At 60.3% G+C, this 22,473-nt stretch carries 19 protein-coding genes; 11 read left to right on the forward strand and 8 right to left on the reverse strand.

The window, feature by feature from the left end; all coding sequences use genetic code 11:
* The first annotated feature begins 38 nt into the window (after positions 1-38).
* The 9 genes from NCHU2750_RS25835 to NCHU2750_RS25875 all read left to right on the forward strand — a co-directional run bounded on the left by NCHU2750_RS25835 (position 39) and on the right by NCHU2750_RS25875 (position 8,972).
* Positions 39-1,079: an ABC transporter substrate-binding protein gene (locus tag NCHU2750_RS25835; RefSeq protein WP_119944652.1), complete on the forward strand. Its 1,041-nt coding sequence runs from the start codon at positions 39-41 to the stop codon at positions 1,077-1,079.
* Between the two features lie 80 nt (positions 1,080-1,159).
* Positions 1,160-2,476, forward strand: a complete 1,317-nt coding sequence (gene glyA / locus NCHU2750_RS25840) for a serine hydroxymethyltransferase (protein ID WP_119944653.1) — start codon at positions 1,160-1,162, stop codon at positions 2,474-2,476.
* Positions 2,473-3,543: an ABC transporter ATP-binding protein gene (locus NCHU2750_RS25845; RefSeq protein ID WP_119944654.1), complete on the forward strand. Its 1,071-nt coding sequence runs from the start codon at positions 2,473-2,475 to the stop codon at positions 3,541-3,543. The genes glyA and NCHU2750_RS25845 overlap by 4 nt, the downstream gene beginning before the upstream one ends.
* Positions 3,540-4,409 (forward strand): ABC transporter permease, encoded by an 870-nt coding sequence (locus NCHU2750_RS25850; RefSeq protein ID WP_119944655.1) that lies wholly within the window; start codon positions 3,540-3,542, stop codon positions 4,407-4,409. The genes NCHU2750_RS25845 and NCHU2750_RS25850 overlap by 4 nt, the downstream gene beginning before the upstream one ends.
* Positions 4,406-5,209 (forward strand): ABC transporter permease, encoded by an 804-nt coding sequence (locus NCHU2750_RS25855; RefSeq protein WP_119944656.1) that lies wholly within the window; start codon positions 4,406-4,408, stop codon positions 5,207-5,209. Before NCHU2750_RS25850 ends, NCHU2750_RS25855 begins: the two co-directional genes overlap by 4 nt.
* 28 nt (positions 5,210-5,237) lie before the next feature.
* Positions 5,238-6,587, forward strand: coding sequence for an LLM class flavin-dependent oxidoreductase (locus NCHU2750_RS25860; protein ID WP_119944657.1), 1,350 nt, complete (start codon positions 5,238-5,240; stop codon positions 6,585-6,587).
* A 107-nt stretch (positions 6,588-6,694) separates the two neighbouring features.
* Complete coding sequence (locus NCHU2750_RS25865) at positions 6,695-7,207, forward strand: flavin reductase family protein (protein ID WP_119944658.1); 513 nt, start codon at positions 6,695-6,697, stop codon at positions 7,205-7,207.
* Between the two features lie 164 nt (positions 7,208-7,371).
* Positions 7,372-8,202, forward strand: coding sequence for a 3-deoxy-manno-octulosonate cytidylyltransferase (locus NCHU2750_RS25870; RefSeq protein WP_119944659.1), 831 nt, complete (start codon positions 7,372-7,374; stop codon positions 8,200-8,202).
* 35 nt (positions 8,203-8,237) lie between these two features.
* On the forward strand, positions 8,238-8,972 hold the full coding sequence (locus NCHU2750_RS25875; RefSeq protein ID WP_119944740.1) for a membrane-anchored protein: 735 nt from the start codon (positions 8,238-8,240) through the stop codon (positions 8,970-8,972).
* Between the two features lie 75 nt (positions 8,973-9,047).
* On the opposite strand, the gene NCHU2750_RS25880 is transcribed toward NCHU2750_RS25875, so the two are convergent.
* On the reverse strand, positions 9,048-9,734 hold the full coding sequence (locus NCHU2750_RS25880; protein ID WP_162939805.1) for a glycosyltransferase family protein: 687 nt from the start codon (positions 9,732-9,734) through the stop codon (positions 9,048-9,050).
* Between the two features lie 356 nt (positions 9,735-10,090).
* Between NCHU2750_RS25880 and NCHU2750_RS25885 the strand changes: the two genes are divergently transcribed.
* Positions 10,091-12,079, forward strand: a complete 1,989-nt coding sequence (locus NCHU2750_RS25885) for an acyltransferase family protein (protein ID WP_245480499.1) — start codon at positions 10,091-10,093, stop codon at positions 12,077-12,079.
* Positions 12,080-12,315: 236 nt separating this feature from the next.
* Here NCHU2750_RS25885 and ltaE read toward each other — a convergent pair whose 3' ends face one another.
* The 7 genes from ltaE to NCHU2750_RS25920 all read right to left on the reverse strand — a co-directional run bounded on the left by ltaE (position 12,316) and on the right by NCHU2750_RS25920 (position 21,131).
* Positions 12,316-13,353, reverse strand: coding sequence for a low-specificity L-threonine aldolase (gene ltaE / locus NCHU2750_RS25890; protein ID WP_119944662.1), 1,038 nt, complete (start codon positions 13,351-13,353; stop codon positions 12,316-12,318).
* Positions 13,354-13,447: 94 nt separating this feature from the next.
* Entirely contained in the window at positions 13,448-14,833 is a 1,386-nt protein-coding gene (locus NCHU2750_RS25895) for an LLM class flavin-dependent oxidoreductase (RefSeq protein WP_245480500.1), read from the reverse strand.
* Between the two features lie 31 nt (positions 14,834-14,864).
* Positions 14,865-15,962 carry an ABC transporter ATP-binding protein gene (locus NCHU2750_RS25900; RefSeq protein WP_119944663.1) on the reverse strand — a complete coding sequence of 366 codons (1,098 nt, stop codon included), beginning with the start codon at positions 15,960-15,962 and terminating at the stop codon, positions 14,865-14,867.
* A gap of 1 nt (position 15,963) precedes the next feature.
* On the reverse strand, positions 15,964-17,964 hold the full coding sequence (locus NCHU2750_RS25905) for a dipeptide/oligopeptide/nickel ABC transporter permease/ATP-binding protein (protein WP_162939799.1): 2,001 nt from the start codon (positions 17,962-17,964) through the stop codon (positions 15,964-15,966).
* Between the two features lie 13 nt (positions 17,965-17,977).
* Positions 17,978-18,901 (reverse strand): ABC transporter permease, encoded by a 924-nt coding sequence (locus NCHU2750_RS25910; protein ID WP_119944665.1) that lies wholly within the window; start codon positions 18,899-18,901, stop codon positions 17,978-17,980.
* 10 nt (positions 18,902-18,911) lie between these two features.
* Positions 18,912-20,465: an ABC transporter substrate-binding protein gene (locus NCHU2750_RS25915; RefSeq protein ID WP_162939800.1), complete on the reverse strand. Its 1,554-nt coding sequence runs from the start codon at positions 20,463-20,465 to the stop codon at positions 18,912-18,914.
* Between the two features lie 207 nt (positions 20,466-20,672).
* Positions 20,673-21,131 (reverse strand): flavin reductase, encoded by a 459-nt coding sequence (locus tag NCHU2750_RS25920; protein ID WP_162939801.1) that lies wholly within the window; start codon positions 21,129-21,131, stop codon positions 20,673-20,675.
* A 352-nt stretch (positions 21,132-21,483) separates the two neighbouring features.
* Between NCHU2750_RS25920 and NCHU2750_RS25925 the strand changes: the two genes are divergently transcribed.
* Entirely contained in the window at positions 21,484-22,401 is a 918-nt protein-coding gene (locus tag NCHU2750_RS25925) for a LysR family transcriptional regulator (protein ID WP_119944668.1), read from the forward strand.
* The last annotated feature ends 72 nt before the right edge of the window (positions 22,402-22,473 follow it).

The raw sequence follows: 22,473 nt of genomic DNA on the forward strand, positions 1-22,473 counted from the left end.
TAATTGACAAAACGCAAAACCAACAAAAGGGGTTCTTCATGAAATCAATCATCTCTCGGCTCATCGCCGGCTGCTCGCTGGCATTGCTGGCAACCGGCGCCTTCGCACAGGACAAGGTTCTGGTTGTCGCCGGACCCGGCGGATCGGTCGAAAAGGCACTACGCGATTCCGTGTTTCCGTCTTTCTCGGAAAAGACCGGGATGAGGATGGAATACGTCGCCGGCAACTCGACCGACATTCTGGCCAAGCTCCAGGCACAGGCCGGCAATCAGCAGATCGACGTCGCCATGATCGACGATGGCCCGATGGCACAGGCCGTATCGCTCGGCTTCTGCCGGGATCTTGAGCTCGGCGATCTCAAGAAGGATCTCTACAAGGTCGCCCTGTTCCCCGATGGAAAGTCGGTCGCTTACGGCCTGCTTGGCTCCGGTTTCGTCTACAACAAGGATATCTTCAAGAAGAACGGCTGGGCTGCCCCGACTTCGCTCTCTGACCTCTCCGACCCGAAATTCGCCGGCAAGATCGTCATTCCGCCGCTCAACAATACCTATGGCGTGCTGACGCTCGTCCAGGTCGCCAAGGCCAATGGCGGCAGCGAGAGCAATATCGATCCGGGCTTCAAGGCCTTCACCGACAAGATCGCACCGAATGTGCTGGCCTTCGAACCTTCTCCGGGCAAGATGACCGAACTGCTGCAGAGCGGCCAGGCCGTGCTCGCTGTCTGGGGTTCCAGCCGCGCCAAGGCGCTGGCCGATACCGGCTTCCCGGCAGGCTTCGTCTATCCGAAGGAAGGCGGCGCAGTCATCGGCACCGGCGTCTGCCCGGTTGCCGGCGGCGCCCAGAAGCCTGAGGCCGAGGCCTTCATCAACTACCTGCTGCAGCCCGACATTCAGGTCAAGATGGCCAAGGCTTCCGGCCTTGCCCCGGTCAACCGCAACGCGAAGCTGGCACCGGAAGATCAGGTTGGAATGCCCTATGGCGAAGACCAGGTGAACCAGCTCGTTTCTGTCGACTGGGTCACCATCAACAAGAACCGCGGCGCCTGGAACCAGCGCTGGACGCGTGAAGTCGAACGCTGATTTCCGCAAATGGACAGCGGGAGAGGTGACATCGACACCTTTCCCGCTGCGCGCTGACCTTTGACTGCAAGCAGGACACAATGACCGACCAAAGCAAGACATCCGCCTCCCATTCCGCCTGGATGGATGAGCAATATTTTACCGCATCGCTGCACGAAGCCGACGCCGAGATCGCAGCGCTGGCCGACAGCGAGATGGAACGTCAGCGCAATTCCATCGAACTCATTGCTTCGGAAAACTTCGTCAGCCGCGCCGTGCTCGACGCGCTCGGATCGGTGTTCTGCAACAAGACCGTCGTCGGCTATCCAGGGCGCCGCTTCCACGCCGGCGCGCATGAAGCAGACGCACTCGAACGTCTTGCGGTGTCACGCGCCTGCGCGGCCTTCGGCTCGCGCTTTGCAAACGTGCAGCCGCATTCAGGCATTCAGGCAAACCTCGCCGTGTTTCGCGCACTTGTCCGGCCCGACCAGACCGTCCTGTCGCTTTCCGGCGCCGAGGGCGGCCATTTCAGCCACGGGGGCGCGGCCAATCTCAGCGGCTCCATGGCGAAAGCCGTCTATTATCATACCGATAGCAACGGCCTGATCGATTACGATGCGCTGGAAGCCCTGGCGCGCGAACATCAGCCACGGATGATCGTCACCGGCGGTGCCGCCTATCCGCGCGAGATCGACTATCCCCGTCTGCGTGCCATTGCCGATCTCTCGGGCGCTCTGCTGATGGCGGACATCGCCCATTTCGCCGGCCTCGTGGTCGCCCGCTGCACGGCCGATCCGTTCCCGCATTGCGATATAGTGACGACGACGACCTACAAGTCCCTGCGCGGCACGCGCGGCGGCATCATCCTGACCAATGACGAGAAGATTGCCGAGGCGCTGGAAAAAGCGACGTCACCCGGTGTCCAGGGAAGTCCGCTTCTCCATGCCATCGCCGGCAAGGCTGTCTGCCTCGGAGAAGCGCTGCGACCGAGCTTCGCCGCCTATGGGCGGGCGGTCCTCGCCAATGCACGCGCGCTGGCATCGGAACTCCAGGCCGGTGGCACGGCGGTCCTGACCGGCGGCACAGACACGCCGCTCGTGATCGCGGACCTTCGCCAGCGCGGCCTCAAGGGCCAGCCGATGGTCGAGGCGCTCGATCGCGCCGGCATCACCTGCAACCGCTGCGAAATTCCCGGCGACGACACGGATCCTGCAATGACATCCGGCCTCCGCTTCGGTGTCTCCGCAGCGACGACGCGCGGTCTCGGAACCGCCGAGATGATCATGATTGCCCGCGCCATCAACCGGCTTCTCGAGGCGGCGCAGGCGGGTGGCGACCTTGGCCCGCTGGAAGCACAAATTGCCGGCGAGAGCCGGGCCATGATGGCCGATTTTCCTCTCTACAAGGCTTTGGCATGACATTTCTGAGCATTCGTAACGTCGCCAAACACTATCAGGACTTCGTGGCCGTTCACGACACCAATATCGAGGTCGGAGAGGCGGAATTCATTTCGCTTCTCGGTCCTTCGGGCTGCGGCAAGACCACGACGCTGCAGATGATTGCAGGCTTCATCCAGCCTACGCGTGGCCAGATCCTTCTTCAGGGACGCGACCTCACGGCTCTCGATGCCCATCGCCGCGGCCTCGGCGTGGTCTTCCAGTCCTATGCCCTGTTTCCACATATGACCGCCGAGGAAAATGTCTCCTTCGGTCTGGAACTGCGCAAGGTACCGGCCGCAGAGCGCCGCAAGAAGGTTGCGGACGCTCTGGAACTGGTCGGGCTTGGCGCATTCGGCACCCGCTATCCGCGCCAGATGTCGGGCGGTCAGCAGCAGCGCGTGGCACTCGCCCGCGCACTGGTCATCAACCCGCCGCTTCTCCTTCTCGACGAACCGCTTTCCAATCTCGACGCAAAGCTGCGTGAAGACATGCAGACCGAGCTGCGGCGTATTCAGCGCAGTCTCGGCACGACGACCATTCTCGTCACCCACGACCAGGGTGAGGCGATGGCGCTGTCTGACCGGATCGTCGTGATGGATCACGGACGGGTGGAACAGATCGGCCGGCCCGAGGACGTCTATGACCGGCCGGCAACGGAATTTGTCGCACGCTTCCTGGGTCGCACCATTGCACTGAAAGGCGAGATCATTGCCGGCAGCAGCGGCACGAGCCTGAAGCTTGGAGAACTGATGCTGCCCTGGTCAGGTAGCCGTACTGCTGGACCCGTCACGCTCAATGTACGCCCGGAAAGGATGCTGATTGCCGACCACGGCCTTCCCGGCCGGGTGACGCGGCGCTGCTTTCAGGGTGCCTTCTGGCTCTGCACGATCGAAACGGAAGTCGGCGAAGTCGAAATCATTCATCCCAATGCCGGCACGCCATGCCCGCGCGAAGGAGAATTGCTGCATCTGGCAATCGATCCGCGCGATCTCTCCGCGCTGAGCGAGAAGTCGGCAAAGACTGCACCGGACGGAGCGAACTCATGATCTCCTCCCCGCCCAATACGCAAGGCGCCTGGCTTTGGGTCGGACCGGCAGCCCTCCTGTTCCTGGGAGTGGTCATGGCGCCCTTGGTGATGACGTTCCTTTTGACCTTCTACAGCTGGGACGGAACGGCAGGCATCGTCCCAGGCTTCTCCTTCAAAAACTGGGTCTCTGTCCTGAGCGACAGCTATTACCTCGACATCTTCGGCCGCACATTCTGGTATGCGGCTGCGGCAACCGCCATGACGTTGGTGATCGGGCTGCCCGAGGCGATCATCGTCAACCAGATGAGTGCCAAATGGCGGCGATTTTGCCTGCTGGTGATCCTCGGACCATTGCTGGTATCCGTGGTGGCACGCACGCTCGGCTGGACCTTGCTGTTCGGCGGTGCCAACGGCGTGGTCAACAAGGCGCTGATGGGACTGGGGCTGATTTCCGGTCCGATCCCCTTCATGTTCACGCCATGGGGAACGATCATATCGCTCGCCCATGTGCTGATGCCGTTCATGGTTCTCTCGGTGTCTGCCGCCCTCCAGCGATTGAACCCGCAGATCGCCGATGCCGCGGCTTCGCTCGGCGCAGCACCCTGGACGGTGATGCGGCGGGTCATCCTGCCGCAGATCATGCCGGGCATACTCTCCGGTGCGATCATGGTCTTTGCGATGGCGGCAAGCTCGTTTGCCACGCCCGCCATCATCGGCGGACGCCGTCTCAAGGTTGTTTCGACGGCGATCTATGACGAATTCACCAACACGCTCAACTGGCCGCTCGGCGCCGTTATCGCCGTGATCCTTCTCTGCGCGCTGACGGCCATCATCGTCGGTTCCAACAGCCTGATCGAAAAACGCTTTCCGGAGGCTTTCCGATGACGCGCAAGAACAGTTGGCTCGCAATCGCCTTCCATCTCTGCTTCGTGACTTTCATGCTCGCTCCCATCGTGGTGGTCTGCGTCGTCGCCTTCACGCCGGAGGCCTATCTCAGCTTCCCCACGACGAGCTTCTCGCTGCGCTGGTTCCGCGAGATCGGCAACTACCCGGAATTCATGAGGGCGGCCCGCACGAGCCTGTTTCTCGGTACGATCTCTTCGACCGTGGTGATGCTTTTTGCCGTGCCGGCAGCACTCGGCATCGCCCGCTACCGGTTCATCGGCCGGGATACGCTGACCTCGATCTTCATGTCTCCGCTGATGATCCCGCAGGTCGTCCTCGGCGTCGCCTTCCTGCGGTTCTTCAATCAGATCGGCCTCGCGGGAACAACGGTCGGCCTCGTCCTGGCGCACATGATCATCGTCTTCCCCTTCGCCATGCGTCTGACGCTCGCCTCCGTCAACGGGCTCGACTCACGGGTGGAACATGCGGCGGTTTCACTTGGCGCGACCAAGTTCCAGGTTCTCCGCCGGGTCGTCCTGCCGCTCATCCTTCCGGGGATGATTTCCGGCTGGATGCTCTCCTTCATTCAATCCTTCGACGAAGTGACGATGACCTTCTTCATTGCCACTCCGGGAACCGAAACGCTGCCGGTGCGGATGTTCGCCTACATCCAGGACAGCGTCGATCCGCTGATCACCTCGGTTTCAGCCTGCGTGATCGCTGTGACGATCGTCGCATTGGTGGTCGTCGACAAGTTTTTCCGCCTCGACCGCATCCTTCTTGGCGGCTCCGACCGCTAGACAAAAAAACATCTAAGGAATCAATAGTATGACTTCATCTCGCAAGATGAAACTCGGCCTTTCGCTGCGTTATCTCGGCTATCATAGTGCGGCATGGCGGCTGCCCGGCGTTCCCGCGGACGGCGCAACCCAGTTCCAGTTTTTCCTCAAGAGCGCAAAGCAGGCGGAAGCCGCCAAGTTCGACACGATCTTCTTCGCCGACGGCCTGGCTGTGCGGGGATCGGACAATCCCAAGGGCGTCCTCGCGCGCGACATGAAGAATGTGGAGCTTGAGCCGCTGACGCTGCTGTCGGCGATTGCAAGTCACACCAGCCATATCGGCCTCGTGGCAACGGCTTCCACCAGCTACAACGCGCCCTATCACGTTGCACGAAAATACGCCTCGCTGGATCATATTTCAGGCGGCCGGACCGGATGGAACGTCGTCACCTCCTGGTCGGAGCAGGAAGCCTGGAATTTTAATCGCGACGAACATCTGGGCTATGACGAGCGCTATGAGATGGCCCATGAATTCGTTGACGTCGTGACCGGCCTTTGGGACAGCTGGGACGAGGACGCGTTTCTGCGCAACAAGGAAAGCGGCCTCTTCTACGACGAATCGAAGCTTCATGTGCTTGATCACGTCGGAAAGTATTTCAAGGTTCGCGGACCGCTGACCTCGGCCCGCAGCCCGCAGGGGCGCCCGATCATCTACCAGGCCGGAGCATCCGAAGCCGGGCGAGAACTTGGCGCGCGCGTAGCCGACGTTCTTTATTCCAACGCGCTGACGCTCGACAGCGCGCAGGAATATTATCTCGACATGAAGAACCGCGCGGCCGCCCACGGTCGCGATCCCAGCCAGTTGCTGGTGATGCCCGGTATCACCATCTATACCGGCCGCACCAAGGCAGAAGCGCAGGCGCAGTTCGACCAGCTTCAGGAACTCATCGATCCGCTGATCGGCCTCGGCATTCTCGGGCAGTATTTCGGCGATTTGAGCGACCACGATCTCGATGGTCCAGTCCCTGCGCCGAACAATCCCAAAATCCGCTCCATGGCAGAAAACCTCTACAACGAGGCGCAGGCGAAAAACCTGACCATTCGCCAGCTCTACCAGCTCGCGGCAAGCGCAAACTCGCAGCGCCACATCATCGGCACCGCCGAGGAAGTCGTCGACAGCATGCAGGAATGGTTCGAGAACGACGCCGCCGACGGTTTCAACATCTGCCCGCCGGCAATGCCCGTCAGCCTAGACAGCTTCCTGGAGCTGATCCTGCCGGAACTGCGCAAGCGCAACCTCGTCCGCACGGAATATGATGGCGGCACGCTTCGCCAAAACCTCGGCCTGGCAGAGCCTGCACAGGGCGATGTCCGTTCGCGAAGCTACGCCGTGAGCTGAGCCCGGCAAACACCCATCGAGACCGACCCCACCGCATTGAACGATTGCCGACTGCCACACCGGCAAAGCCCGGCAGTCGTTCAACGCCGCATCGAAAGAGACCTGAATTGGAAAAAATCTCCCCGAACGCCGACGCACCGAAAGTCCTCAGGCAGCTCTATTCCTGTTTTCCGACGGGCGTTACCGCGCTCTGCGCCCTGCGCGACGGCAAGCCACTGGGTCTTGCGCTCAGTTCGTTCACATCGATTTCGATCGACCCGCCGCTGGTCTCTGTGTCGCTGCAATCCACCTCGGCAACCTGGGCTTCGTTCGAAGGAATTGAGACCTTCGGTCTGAGCGTCCTCGGCGAAGATCAGGAGCACGCCTGTCGGCAGCTGTCGCAGAAAACCGGCGATCGCTTTGCCGGCCTCGACTGGACGGCATCCGAATCGGGAGCCATCTTCATCGACGGATCGGTGGCCTGGCTCGAGTGCAGCCTGCATCATCGGCTGGTCGCCGGTGATCACGAGATTGCAATCCTGCGGGTCGAAGCGGCGAAGGCCGATCCCTGCCAGGCTCCACTGGTTTTCCATGCCAGCCGTTTTCGCCGGCTCGTACCGAGCGAAACCGCCTCGATCTGACAGACGAAGATCAAACGTCACTGCTTCACCTCGTCGCGAGAGTGCTCCCGTTCGCGGCGTCTGCCAGCTCGGTTGGAAATTTGTACTTCGTCAATATTGAAATGGCGCGGAAAGAAGAGGAAAAGAAGGGCAACAGTGCCTCCCTAGCGTAGGACGATTACGCAATGAACATGCTCGTACCGCCCAGTGTCTCCGGCCTTCGTGAACAAAGCGAATGGTCTGACTTCTTCTCCCGCTATTCGCATATCGTTCTGGTCGCAAACAGCGACCAGATAAGGATCGATGACCTCCAGTCGACCTATCCGGACACCGCCTTGTTCGTCTTCTTCAACAAGGTATACAAGGTTCTGGACAAGCCTTTTTCCGGCCGTGCCCTGTTGATCTCGAGGGGGCAGCCCAAGGGTGCCAACATCGTTTATCGCAACGAGGTTGCGGAGGTTCTGCGGCTTTTCTCGCAGGACAATTTCCTGGGCGTGCTCAACATGCGGCTGAGTGAGACCGAAAGGCTCAATGAAAGTTCCGACTATCTCGATGCGCCGACCGGCCATCTGGATCTGGTGGGCTATTGCAACGAGTTCTACCCGGAAGGAAAACTGCCGACGAGCGGCTTTGCGATTGCCCTCTGGCTTGCGGAACAGAAGATCCAGCCTCAGATCATACTGGCCGGATTTACCGGTCAGCGCAGCGACAAATGGCGTGTCGTCTCGGCCCACGACTGGACGTTCGAGCAGGTATTCCTGAAGCTCCTTGCCAGGCAGGGCAATATCGTCTTTCACGGCTCGATGGCGAAGAACAGCTATGAGACGCTGCTGCAGCGTTTCCCCGAGTTTCCTGTGTCGGCCATATCCTCTACTATTGCCGATGTGTTGTCTGCGCGGCAGAATGCAACCGAAGCGCAGGTGGACAAGCTGATTTCGCTCACCAATGTCCTGCGCTCGTTCGACAACTTCCTGCGTGGGCTGAGGCCTGGGTTTCTAAGGAAGAAGAAAAAGTAAGGGGAATGCCTTTGCAGCAGAGCCAATCCAAGGGCATCAGGGCGCAACTGAAAGATATCAAGACAGGGTTCTACAGGAAGCTGAAATACCGCCTCCTGCGGCCGGCGCCGCCACCGTTCAACGGCAGGTTCTCGGGACCAGTCGTCGTCGTCGGCTCGGCCCCGAAGTCTGACAAGCCCGTCGGCCTTGACGAAACCTATACGATCTTCACCGTCAACGGCTCCCAATCCGTGGCGTCGAAATGGGGTATTTCCGTCCCCGATCTCACCTTCATGATGTTCAATCAGGTTGAGGGAACGACGACCAATGCGCAGGAAGTCCGCCGGGTCCTGTCCGGCACGCGTACGAAATCGCTTTATGTGCTGCTTTGGCGCCGAAACGAGATCGACCGGCTGCGCAATGGCCTGAAAGCCTTCGACTACAACTATGATGAGCTGACGATCGTCGATCGCTATCAGCGAATGGCGCTTCTCGACAAGGTGGCGGGCCTCGCCTCACTCGAACTCGATGCCGACTCCAAGTGCTCGAATGGCATGAATGCCGTTCTTTTCGCGCTCTATCATGGTGCCCCGGCGGTCATCATCTGCGGGATAAATCCGAATTCGGCAGGCCATATCTATAATGGCGTCGGCTTGAAACGGCATCATGTCGACATGGACCGTCTGCTCATCGAGAGGCTTGTCCGAGACGGACGACCGCTGTTTACCGCCGATCCCGACGTCTCAGTGCGCCTTGGTATTCCGCTATGGACGGGATCGCTCCCGTCCTGAGCTTCGATATGTCGATAAAACGCGGCGCCAGGATGACCCGGCGCCGCTCTTCACTTTGCTCACAAAGACGCGATTTCAGCCGGTACGCTGGGTGACGTGCAGCATGCGATCACGGGTGGCAAACCATTCGTCGGCATAGTCATCGTTCTTGTATTCGTCGAAATACGGTCCGCCATCGGTGAAATGCACCAGGTCGGCATCGGGAGAATATTCGTATTCGTTGACCAGCCAATTCCAGCTCTGCGGCAGCTCGCCGATCAGATCCTCGGATTCCAGCCACTTGAACTGGTGCAATTCCAGACCGGAGGCCGAATTGACGTAATCGAGATCAAGTTTGCGGCATTTGGCGTTGTTGAACAGGATGACGCTCGACCAGTTCTTTTTCTCGTACTTGGTCTGCACCTGGCCAAGAAATTTGGTCTCGACCTTCGGTACGTAATTGTGCTTGACGCACATGGCGGCATAGCGATCGTCGCGCAGTTCCCACAGCTTGGCGATATCGCTGCGCATGATCATGTCGCAATCGGCAAACAGAGACCAGCCCTCATACCCGCTCATATAGGGCACGAGGAACCGGGAGAAGGAAAACTCGGTCGACTGGAGCGAGTTGCGCTCGCGCGTGAAGATGCCTCCAAGGTTTGCGAGGTTGATCGGCGTGAACGTCACCGGCATCGAGCTCTTTTCCAGAATACTCTGGCAGAACACGTGGTAGGCAGCCACTTCCTTGCTGTCGAATCCGATGAAAACATGTGCGTCGTTCATCATGTTACTCCTGCGATTGGTCTTTGGTCGTTTGAATACATGGTGGAAAATAGAGATTCGGCATTGAGCCCGATAGGTTTCGATTTCTCGCTGGCTTAAATGTCCTCGTGTGCGACCACCATTTCGCGGCGTAATCTACCTAGGTCACTTCTGAGCAACTGGCAAACTGCTTCGTGCGGTCGAAGCCATTGGATGTGTCGATCCATGACGATCTGTGATGATGTATGACCAAGATGATTGTGCCTTGCATTTGTCATGAACACCCCCCAAGAGACGCTGCCTGCCATTGAGAGCACCGCGCATTAAGCCGCGCAGTTCCAGGGGCGGGTGACGAAACAAGCAAGGCGAGCATTCTCTTGGCAGGCACTCATCTGGACTATCGACCCGACCTTGATGGCTTGAGGGCCTATGCCGTAATTCCCGTCCTGTTTTTCCATGCTGGTATAGCCGCCTTTTCCGGTGGCTTTGTCGGCGTCGACATTTTCTTCGTCCTGTCCGGCTTCTTCATGGCGAAGATTATCCTGCGCGACCTTGATCGGGGACAGTTCAATTTTCTCGATTTCTATGTCCGGCGCATGCGCAGGATCTTTCCCGCACTATTTGCGATGATCACGGTGACATCGGTCGTTGCCACAATCGTGCTGATGCCGCGGGAGTTCGAATATTTCGCATCGAGCGTTAGGGCGGCCGTTCTTTTCATCGCCAATGTGCGGTTTTACAACGAAAGCGGCTATTTCGATATCGCTTCAGAGATGAAGCCGCTTTTGCACACATGGTCACTGTCCGTTGAAGAACAGTTCTATGTCGGCTTCCCGCTTGTACTCTTCCTCGTCCATCGGTTTGCCCGTACCTGGCTAGTTCCCCTGCTTGCTATCGTCATCCTCATTTCACTTGGCGCAAGCTCCTGGGTAATCTACGAGAACCCGGAGAAAGCCTTTTATCTTTTGCCTTTCCGGATATGGGAACTCCTGCTCGGCGCTCTCGTTGCAGCTCTTCCAAGGTCCGAAAAGGCACGGGCAGCCGACCCGTTTCTCGGATCTGCCGGCCTGATCGCGATCCTCGCATCGATCTTCCTCTATCGAGCGGACATGCCATTCCCCGGTTTCAGCGCTCTTCTGCCCTGCCTCGGCGCGGCCGCGTTGATTGCCGCAAACAGCCGCTCGGGACCGGTCGCTGTGATCCTGACCAACAGGCCTACCGTTTTTCTCGGGAAGATCTCTTATTCCCTTTATCTCTGGCACTGGCCGATTATTGTCCTCATCCAGTATCGCACCGAGACGGCACTTACCCCCGGCTTGCAGGCGCTCGTCGTCGCCCTGTCTGTCGTCGTCGGCTTCCTCTCCTGGAAATATATCGAGCAGCCAGTGCGTTTCGGCCGGCTCCGCTCGGCCTCTCGCACCGTGCTTATCGGCTCCAGCGCCGGCTTTGTTGCTATTGCCTGTGTCTTCACAACCATCGTCAAGGACGACGACGGCGTGCCCGGCAGATTGCCGGCAGAGGCTGCCCGGCTCTATCGCGCGACTTACGACCATAGCCCCTACGATATCCCGAAATGTTTCGCCGACAGCAACGGCAAGGGACTTTCGCCCGACCAGATCAACAGCAATCAACTTTGCGATATCGGTGTGCCAGGCGGTAAGCCGGCCTTCCTGCTATGGGGCGATTCTCACGCGGCAGCGATTGCGCCCGCACTCGACCTGGCTGCGAAGAAACTCGGAATCACCGGAAAATTCGTCGGGCGCGGATCATGTCCGCCGCTGCCCGATACGCAGTTCGGTTCTGCCGAGAACGTCGAGCGGTGCGTGGAGCATACGAAGGCGGTCATGGCTCTCATCGAGCGCGAGCATTATCCTCTGGTATTCATGGCCGCCTACTGGCCAAAATACGTTCATCGCAGCGAGCTGCCGCAGCAGGGCGTCTTTTTCGACCCCCGCGTCCCGCCGGATCTCAGCGATTGGTCGAAGCCGATCGTATCGGGCCTGACCAATGTCATCGCCACGCTCAAAAAGCAGGGAAGCCAGCCAGTGCTGATCATGGATGTGCCGGAAGCAGGCTACCGCGTGCCCGAAGCACTGGCCCGCGCCTATATGACAGGGAACTCGCTGGAGATTGCGCCCGATCTTGCCTATACGCAAAAACGACAGGCGCTGGCCCGCGACGTTCTTTCCAGAGTTGCCGATAAGACGGGATCCTGGATCGTCGACCCGATGGGAACATTGTGTGATGCCCAACACTGCCGGGTGATGGAAGGAAAGACGGTGCTCTACAAGGATGGCGATCATCTCGCAGCCGGCAGTGCACCGACTTTGGCGCCGTTGTTTGAAAGCGTGCTGAGCACGAGGTGACGACTGGCTGAAGAAGCCATCGAGATCGTCATGCTTGCCGGCGCCGTTTTTCGGCCATGGCAGATCGATGACGGCAAAAGATGCCAAAGGGGTATCGTCCCGTGCGGGCTGCATGCGTCAGCATGCGATCGAGGTACGATGCGGCTCAATCACGCCAGCACAGGTTGGTCAGGACTGAACGGGCCAGATCTCTTGCCCGCTTTCACCCAAAGATAGCCGCGACCGCCTTTCGGTATTTACGAAGCCCGTGCCACCGTCCGGCTTTCGAAAAAGCTGGCACATGCCGCAGCAACCCGTTCGATTGATGCGTCATCGACATCCAGATGTGTCACCCATCGAATTGTCCCATAGCCGCCGCCGATGCCGATCCCGCGCTCTGCCATGAAGGCGATGAAGGTCGCGATATCGATGCCCTGCGGTGACATGAAGACCATATTGGTGCGTGCCGCCCCCGCGCCGAGTTCCGGATAGGCGGACAGGATCTCCGACAAGCGTATCGCTCTTGCATGATCCTCCCGCAGCCGGGAGACATTGTGGTCGAGCGCATAAAGCCCCGCCGCGGCAAGAACACCGGTCTGACGCATGCCGCCTCCGAGCATCTTGCGGATCCGCCGTGCTCGCTCGACAAGATCCCGAGGCCCGACGAGAAGTGAGCCTACCGGGGCACCAAGTCCCTTGGACAGGCAGATCGAGACCGTATCGAAATGGCCGGCAATCGCGTCAGCACTGCAGTTTGACGCAACCGCCGCATTGAACAGGCGAGCGCCGTCCAGATGGACGGCAAGGCCGCGCCGGCGTGCCAGCGCAGATGCGTCTGCCAAATATGTTTGGGAGAGAACCAGTCCGTTGAACGTGTTCTCCAGTGCCAGAAGACGCGTGCGGGCATAATGGAAGTCGTCCGGCTTGATCGCGGCCTCAATGGCGGGCAAAGCGATCGATCCATCCGCTTCGTTGGCAATCGGCTGCGGCTGGATCGAGCCCAGAACCGCGGCACCGCCTCCCTCGTTGCGATAGGTATGCGCCATCTGGCCGACGATATATTCGTCACCGCGACCGCAATGGGCCATCAGCCCGGCCAGATTGGACTGTGTGCCTGTCGGAAAGAACAGCGCGGCTTCTTTGCCCAAGCGCTCGGCAGCAGCGGTTTCCAGACGATGGGTGGAGGGGCAATCGTCATAGACCGCATCGCCCACCTCCGCCGCAGCCATGACGCCGCGCATGTCCGCTTCGGGACGCGTGACTGTGTCGGATCGGAAATCGTCCTTGAATGCCATTCCACACCTCGAACTCTTCAGGACCTGTCAACAGGGCCTCTAACTTTAATGATCGATGGCGGGCTGTGGCGCCCGCCATGCTGCTTGCCGCCAATCAGTGGGAGATGGCGATCCGCTCATCGCTGCCCGTCTCGACGCCCTTGCCATCTGAAAGGAGATTGTAGGCGTAGGGAAGTCCGAGATTTTCGCGCAGCGTATTCCCCTCGTATTCGGTGTGGAAAATACCGCGGCGCTTCAACTCGGGAATAAGCTTGTTGATGAAATCCTCCGCGCCCGCCGGGAAATACGGGGCCATCAGGTTCCAGCCGTCGCAGGCACCGTTCTCGAACCAATCCTGCATCTGGTCGGCAATCTTCTCCGCGGTGCCGACGGCGATGCAATGGCCGGAGGAAACGGAGATTTCCTCATAGACCTGGCGGATCGTCATCGGTGTTTCGGTGAGACGCCGCTCCCAGAAATCGCGCGAGCTCTTTACGCCGTTCGATTCCGGCAATGGCAGCGGCACCAGTTCGTCCGGATCGTAGCCGCTGAGGTCGCCGAAGGTTTTCGAGATTAGCTGCATACCGACGGACGGCGGTACCAGCGAACGCAGTTCGGCCATTTTCGCGTCGGCCTCCTCCTGCGTATCGCCGATAATCGGCATCAGGCCGGGCATGATCAGCGCATGGTCGGGATTGCGTCCCTCGGCAGCAATCCTCGCCTTCATGTCGGCATAGAATTCCTGCGCGATCTTCTTGTCCTTCTGGCCGGTATAGATGATGTCGGCAACACGAGCGCCGAGATCCCGGCCGGCGCCTGAGCCGCCGGCCTGGGCAATGACCGGATGTCCCTGGGGCGAGCGGCGAAGGTTGAGCGGCCCGCGCACCTTGTAGAACTCGCCCTTGTGATCGAGCACATGCATGCCTTCGGGGCGGAAATACTGGCCGTTTTCCTTGTCCTCGATGAATGCATCATCATCCCAACTGTCCCACAGTCCGGTCACGACGTCGACGAATTCCTCGGCCCGTTCGTAGCGCTGGCTGTGTTCCATCAGCGTGTCCCGGTTGAAATTCAGGGCTTCGTCCTCGCTCCAGCCGGTCACGAGGTTCCAGCCGACGCGGCCGTGGCTGATATGATCGAGCGACGAGAATTTGCGCGCCAGCATATAGGGCTCGTTATAGGTGGTCGAGGCAGTGCAGATCAGGCCGATCTTTGTCGTCACCGCCGCCATGGCCGCAAGCAGCGTGATCGGCTCGAAACGATCGATATGGCCGTGATAGCTCAGCTCCTCGGCGCTCTTGTGCGGGATACGCACGGCGGCGCCGTCGGCAAGGAACATGAAGTGGATCTTCGCCTCCTCCGCCATGCGGATGATCCGGGCGTAGCCCTCGAAATCGTTGGCAATGCCGGCATCCGCCTTGGGGTGGCGCCAGCCGGAATTGTGAGCGCCGTTCTGCACCATGTTGATGCCGATCTTCATCTGTCGCTTATGGTCCGTCATGTTTGTCTCTCTAGCTGGAATTCGATCTTTTTCAGGAGAACTCGACGGCTCTAACGGCCGTCAGCGGATAGTGGCAAAGGCAATTGTCCGAGACCTTGCGGGCACCGCCACGAGGACCGGGCGTCGGCCTCTCCTCGGCGCAGAGCCGAGGCAGGCGATAGGCGCCCTCGGTCACCACGCTGTGCGGGTCCATCGTCACCGTCAGCGCGCGGGCATGCGGGCAGCGCGTGTGGAAGGCGCAACCGGAGGGGAGAGCGAGCGGGCTCGGTACCTGGCCTTCGAGAAGCACGACGGGTTTTGCCCTGGCCGCAATCGGGTCATCGTCAGCGACTGCCGAGTGCAGGCTTTGCGTATAGGGATGGGCCGGCGCGCTGCAGATCCTGCCCGTCGCCCCATGCTCGACAAAACGTCCGAGATACATGACGCCCATCGCATCGGAAAAGCGGCTGACGAGGGCCAGATCATGGGTGATGAAAATGTAGGTCAGTCCCAGTTCGGCCTGCAAGTCGACGAGCAGATTAATGATTTGCGCCTGGATCGAAACGTCGAGCGCGCTGACCGGCTCATCGAGGACGAGGATTTCCGGCTCGCAGATGATGGCGCGGGCAATCGCCACGCGCTGACGCTGGCCGCCGGACAGCTCATTCGAATAGCGATCGAGATGCGCCAGATTGAGCCCTACCTGCCGTATTATCTTGGCGATCCGTGCACGCTGGCCGGCGCGGGACCGATCGACGTCATGCACGACCAGAGCCTCCCGCAATACCTCGTAGACGGTGAGACGCGGATCGAGTGAGGCGCGCGGGTCCTGAAGCACCATCTGGATGCGCCGGCGATTGTGACGCTTCTGCCGCGCGTCGAGGTTCTGGATCGGCTTTCCGTCCAGCAGCACCTCGCCCGAGCTCACGGGCATGAGACCCGTGATGGCGCGGGCGAGCGTACTCTTGCCCGAGCCGGATTCGCCGACAATGGCAAAGCAGGTGCCGCGGGCAACGTCGAAGCTGACGTCCTGCACGGCATGAACGTAGGCGGGCGATCCCTTGCTGAAGAAGGAACGGATGACCGGAAACCGGACCGACAGGTTGCGAATGCTCAGCACCGGCTGTGAGGAGGTGGTGGCGATGGTCATGTCACGCCTCCGTCGGAAAATGGCAGGCAACGGCCGCCGCGCCAACGGCGCGGGGTTCGGGCGACTGCGTCAGACAGAGGCTGCGGCCGAATGCACGGCTACAACGCGGCGCGAAACTGCAGCCGGGCGGGAACTTGCCGAGCATGGGAGGTTCTCCGTCTATGGCGGTCAGATATTTGCCCGCATCTGCCGCCTCCAGCTTTGGCGTCGCGGCACGCAGAGCCTGGGTATAGGGGTGCCGCGGATTGCGGAAGACGTCTTCCACCGTGCCTGTCTCGACGATCCTGCCGCCATAGATCACCGCAACATCGTCGGCATAACGCGATACGAGGCTGAGATCGTGGGTGACGAACATCATCGCCATCCGGCGTTGCTGCTGCATGCCGCGCAGGAGAACCAGGATCTGCTGCTGGATCGTCACGTCGAGCGCCGACGTGGGCTCGTCAGCGAGCAGGATGTCGGGCTCCTGGGCCAGCGCGATCGCGATGACGATGCGCTGCTTCATGCCGCCGGAGAATTCGTGGGGATACTGGTTCAGTCGGCGTTGCGGATCGGTGATCTGCACGGCGGTCAGAAGGTCCAGCGCGCGAGCGCGGGCCTGCGCCTTCGGCATGGAGCGGCCGGCCGTAATCGCCTCGATCAGCTGTGCGCCGACGGTCATCACCGGATTGAGCGCGCTCGATGCATCCTGGAATACGACACCGATATGGTTGCGACGCATGGCCTGAAGACGGGCGGGTGTCAGGGAGGCAAGCTCCTCGCCGCCGATCGTCAGGCTGCCGCCGCTGACCAGTGCCTTGCCATGCGGCAGGATCGTGCCGACGGCGCGCAGGAGCGTACTCTTGCCCGATCCGGATTCACCGACCACCGCCAGCATGCGACCGCGCCGCAGCGTGAAGTCCACGCCGCGCACCGCCGGCGTAAGTCCGTTCGGCGTGACATAGGAAATCTCGACGTCACGCCCGCAGACGACGACATCATCGACACCATCGGCAAGCGCTCCTGCGGGCGCCGCCGGACGCGCTGCCGCCGGTACCTTGGCAACCACTTTGCGAGCGGTCCTGGCAAGGCGCCGCCGCATCGGTTTTGCCGATGTCGGGTCATAGATGTTGCGCAGCTCTTCGCCGAGCAGGTTGAAGCCCAGGGCAGACAGCGCCAGAAACAGGCCGGGGAATGTCGCCATATAGGGGTGGCTGCGGATATAGGAGCGGCTTTCGCCGAGCATGGTTCCCCATTCGGGCTCCGGCGGCTGCGTACCGAGGCCAAGGAAACTGAGGCCCGAGGCGGTCAGGAGCGTTGAGGCAAACAGCAGGCTCGCCAGCGTTACGAGGATGCCAGCCATGTTCGGCAAGACGTGTCGGGCCATGACGCGCAGTGGCGAACAGCCGAGGGAAATGCTGCCCTCGACGAAAGGTTCGGCCAGCGTACTCATGGCGACCGCGCGTGTGGCCCGGATGAAGACCGGAATGGACACGACACCCACCGCGAAGATCACGTTCGTGGTGCTCGGCCCGAGCAGGGCCACCACGGCCAGCGCGAAGACGATGTCGGGGAAGCTCAGCATGATATCGACGCCGCGCATCATCGTCTGGTCGAACCAGCCGCGGAACCATGCACAGGCAAGCCCGATCGGCACGCCGATGACCACCGCAACCGCGACGCCCCCGACCCCAATGCCGAGCGAGGAATGGGCGCCGACGAGAATCCGGCTGAAGACATCCCGGCCGAGCTGGTCTGTTCCAAACCAGTGCGCAGCCGACGGGCCCTTGAGCGTCGCCATGAAGTCCTGGCCGTAGGGATCGAGCGGCGCGAGCCAAGGCCCGAACAGGGCGATGAGCGACATCAGGATGACGATGACCAGCCCTATCGCGCCCTTGGGCGATGACAGGAGGCGGCTCAGAACCTTGAGACGCTGCCGGCCCGCAGACTTGGTGACGGCGTCTGCAGGAGCGTTTTCGATCTGTGTTGCGGATGCGAAATCTTCGGAAAGTGGAAGTGTCATGACTGCTCCTTCCTCAAGCGGCCGCATGGCTGCGGGTGCGCGGATCAAGCCATTGGCCGATGAGATCGGTTGCCAGGTTGACGACGATGAAGATGGTGGCGAACATCAGCACGCAATACTGGATGACCGGGTAGTCGGAACCGGTGACGGCATCGACCAGCAGCCGGCCGATGCCGGGAATGCCGAACACGGTCTCGGTCACGACGGAGCCGCCGATCATGCCGCCGAACTGGATGCCCGCAACGCTGACTGCTGCGACGAGAGAGTTGCGCAGCGCATGCCGGACGATGACATGCGTTTCGCTCAGCCCCTTTGACCGGGCCGTGTCGAGATAATCCTTGCCCATCACTTCCAGCAGGTTTGCCGTCACCAGCCGGCTGAACAGTGCTGCAGGTCTCGTGGCGACGACGAGTATGGGCAGGACGAAGTGTGCGGGGGTCGCGGCCCCCGCCGCAGGCAGCCACCTTAGCGTGACGGCAAACAGCCAGATGCACAGAAGTCCGAGCCAGTAGATCGGCATCGAAATGCCGGCAAGCGTCAGTGCGGTGACCGCAGCGTCGAACCACCCACCCTGGCGCAGGGCACAGATGACGCCCGTGACAATGCCGAACAGGATGCCGATGGCCAATCCACCTATCGCCACGATCAGCGTGTTGGGAAGACGCTCGGAGATTTCCTGCACGACCGGCCGGCTGGTCCGGTAGGATGTGGCGATCGCCGGATCGACCACGCCCTTGAGAAAAAGGCCGTAGCGGACAATGAGGGGCTTATCGAGCCCCAGATGGTCGCGGATAGCGGCGATTTCGTCATTTGTCGCCATGTTGCCGGCCAGTTTCGCCGCGGGATCACCAGGGATCATGTAGACGAACCAGAAGGCGAGAAGACTGACGGCAAACAGCGTCGGGATCGCTGTCAGAAGGCGTCTGAGAACATACATGGCCGCCTCCTTAGTTCGAGGAGACAGTCACATTGTCGAAGATCATGGTCTCGTCCGGACGGATCGCGAAGCCATGCACCTTGTCGGAAACGCCCAGCGCCTGCTTCTGATACCAGAGGAAGACATAGGGGTTCTTGTCCCAGATGGTCTTCTGGATCTCGCCGTAGATCTTCTTCTGCTCGGCAACGTCGCTGGTGGCACGACCTTCGGCCAGAAGCTTGTCGACCGTCGGATCGCTGAAGCCGGAAATATTGGTGCTGACGCCGGTCTTGAACAGGCGGTAGAGGGTGAAGTCGATGCCGGCGGTGGCGCGTCCCACCATCGTCATGTTGTCCTTGCGCTGATCAAGGGGGAGACGGCTGTTGGCAGCCCAGTTCGACAGGTCGAGAACCTGCGGCTTGGCGTCGATGCCGATGGCCTGCCATTGGGCAGCAAGCGCCTGGCAGACCTGCGAATCCTTGATGTAGCGACCATTCGGGCAGGTCACGACCAGCGACAGCTTCTTGTCGGGCCCGTAGCCGGCGTCCGCCAGAAGCTGCTTGGCCTTGGCCGTGTCGAAGGGCTTCGGCGGGAAGGTGGCGCGCAACTCGTCCTGTGTGCCGGGGCCGACCATGCCGACGGACGGCGTTGCAAGCCCACCGAGAATACCCTTGATCATGCCATCGCGATCGATCGAGATGTTGAGCGCCTCGCGAACGCGCGGATCGGCAAGCGGGCCGCTGTTGAGCAGTTCCATGCTGATCGAGAACATGCTGTCGGGCAGGATGACCTTGGCCGTCCCGGTATCGTTGATCTCGCCGATGGATTCGGCCGGGACGCGGTCGACGATATCGGCTTCACCGGTTTCGATCAGCGCCATGCGCGCGCCGTCTTCCGGTACCGTCATGAACTCGATCTTCTTCAGCTTCGCCGAAAGCTTTCCGGAATATTTCGGGTTGGGAACGAGACTGAACCGTTCGCCGCCGATGAACTGGTCGATCATGTAGGGGCCTGAACCGACGGGCTTGCGGCCATATTCCGCTCCCATCGCCGTGTTGGCCTTTACGTCGATGATGCCGGCGGCGCTGTTGGCGAGCAGCATCAGGATATGACCGTTCTTCTCGGTCAGGTGGAAGACGACGGTGTCGGCGCCCTTTGCCTCTGCCTTACCGAGCGAGGCATAGAGACCGGCATAGATGGAGCCGCTCTTGGGATCGAGAAGCTGATTGAACGAGGCTGCAATATCCTCGGCATCCAGCGGGTCGCCATTGGAGAAGACGTGCCCCGTCTCGAAGGTGACGGTAAAGGTCATCCCGTCTTCCGACCAGTTCCAGGTCTTGGCCAGTTCGGGAACCACCTTGTTGTCGGCGCCCATGCGAAACAATTGCTCAAACACGAGCATATCGACGGCATTGCCGACCGGCAGCGAATTGACGTGGGGATGGAAGGTCGTGGTGTCGGCGCCGACGGCGATCTTGATAGAGCCTTCCGGAGCGGCCTGCGCTGCATAGGGCAGCCCGGTCACAAGCATAAAGGAGGCGGCAAGCAGCATCATCCGGCGAGCCGGCGAAAGAAGTCGTGTCATGTAGTCCCCTTTTTTGTTTTCAGATGAACTGCATCGGCCGGGTGTCCGCCTGAGCCGGATGCAGGGGGCGTCCTTGTCGAACGGCAGCTTCTTCTTGCGGAAGCCATCTCGTGCGGTCGGAATAGTGGCAGTCATTCTCCTTGGGTTGGTCTTCTTCGGGATCAGGCGCAGACCAGCCTGCCATGTTTCCCGATGATCTGGATAGAGTCAGACGTTCAGCGGGACGAACCGCCGATCGAAATAGAGAAGCGGGCGCACGCTATTACTTGCTTTCAGCGCCACCACGTCACAAATCATAATATCGTGGCTTGCCTGCGAGATGATCTCGACGATCCGGCAGTCGAATGCGGCAAGGGCATGAGACAGGATCGGAGCACCGGTCTCCAGCGCCTCCCAGCGCCCCCGACTGAAGCGCTCGGTCATGTCCTTTATCCCGCCTGCCCCGGCGAAAACACCGGCGAGATCCTGATCGTCAGCCGCGATCGTGTTGACGGCCAAAACACCGCTCGAGATGAGCCGCGCATGGGATTGGGCAGTCCGGTTGATGCAGACCAGCAGGCGGGGCGGCGTATCGGTGACACTGCTGACGGCGGTGGCAGTCATGCCGTAGGGCTGGCCGTCATGGACGGTGGTGATCACATGCACCGGCGCTGCCAGTTGAGCCATGGCTGAACGGTACTCCGCCACGGAAACTGGACTAGGTTCGAGTATTGCGAGCGTCATCATCCGTTCCCATTGAGATTGAGGTTTGTCAATTACAGGCACCTAACGGTGCCTTTGAACGAGAGTGGGCATGCGAGCATTTGGGCCATCAACTGGCCCCAGAAGCCACCCCGCACCATGGTGCAAAACAGCGATTCATGATGTGCTTGTCAGATACGGAATGCGGATCGACTCTTTCCGCCGCTCTGTTACAAAAATGACAATTGTCATGTTGCGATGCATTATATGTGCGCTTTCCATACTGAAAAATTTGTTTATCCTGTCATTCCATTAATTTCTCAAATGGGCTGAGTGTATGAATATAACGCTGCGCCAGATGGAAGCCTTCCTGGAAATCATGCGGCTCAACTCGGTCACAAAGGCCGCCCATGCCATTGGCAGAACCCAGCCTGCAGTCAGCCTGATGCTGTCTTCGCTGGAAAGCGAGCTCGGCCTGGAACTCTTCTCGCGCGACCGCGGGCGGCTTATCCCGCTGCCCGAGGCGCATTATTTCCAGGAGCAGTGTCAGACGGTTCTCAACCAGATGAACGTCGCCAAATCGATTATGCACGAGATCGTGTCGATGGAGCGCGGCCGCCTGACGCTCGCCGCGTTTCCGGCCTTTTCCAACTTCATTCTGCCGAAGGAGATCAACCGGTTTCTGGAGGGCAAGGATGGTTTCCAGATGACGCTGATCACCTATGCGTCGGATACCGTCATTGAAATGGTCGCCTCGCAGCAATGCGAGATCGGGATCGCGCGACTGAGCAGTCCGCGCCCGACGATCGATTCGCTCAATTTCGAGCTTCCTTGCCAATGCGCGGTGCCGATCGACGATCCTCTGGCCGCGCTCGAAGTGATCACGCCGGCAGAACTTTCGGGCAAGCCGCTTGCCTCGATGTTTGCCCAGCACCCGATGTTCCAGCAGGTCGCCGCGACCTTCGAGCAATATGGCGCCGAGTACAATGTGAGGTTTGAAATGCAGACCTTTCAGCCCGCCCTGCCCCTGGTGGAGACCGGACAGTGCTATCTGATCTGTGATGCGATCACGGTGGAAAGCTATCGTCTCTATGCCGGAAACCAGATGAAACTTGCCTTCCGGCCCTTTCTGCCACGGGTGATGGTCGGACTGTCCATCATGACGCCGTCGCAGAGGCCGCTGTCGAGGCCTGCACTGGCCTTGCGGGATCAATTGGCGGCCATGGTCGAAGAGATGGTCGCCGCCAGCGATTGAAAAAACGCGGAGAGGCATCTCTGGCGCCTTTTGCACCAAGGAGATGCCTCCGCTATCGTCGTTCCTGTGAAA

This window comes from Neorhizobium sp. NCHU2750 (assembly GCF_003597675.1).
GTDB lineage: Bacteria > Pseudomonadota > Alphaproteobacteria > Rhizobiales > Rhizobiaceae > Neorhizobium.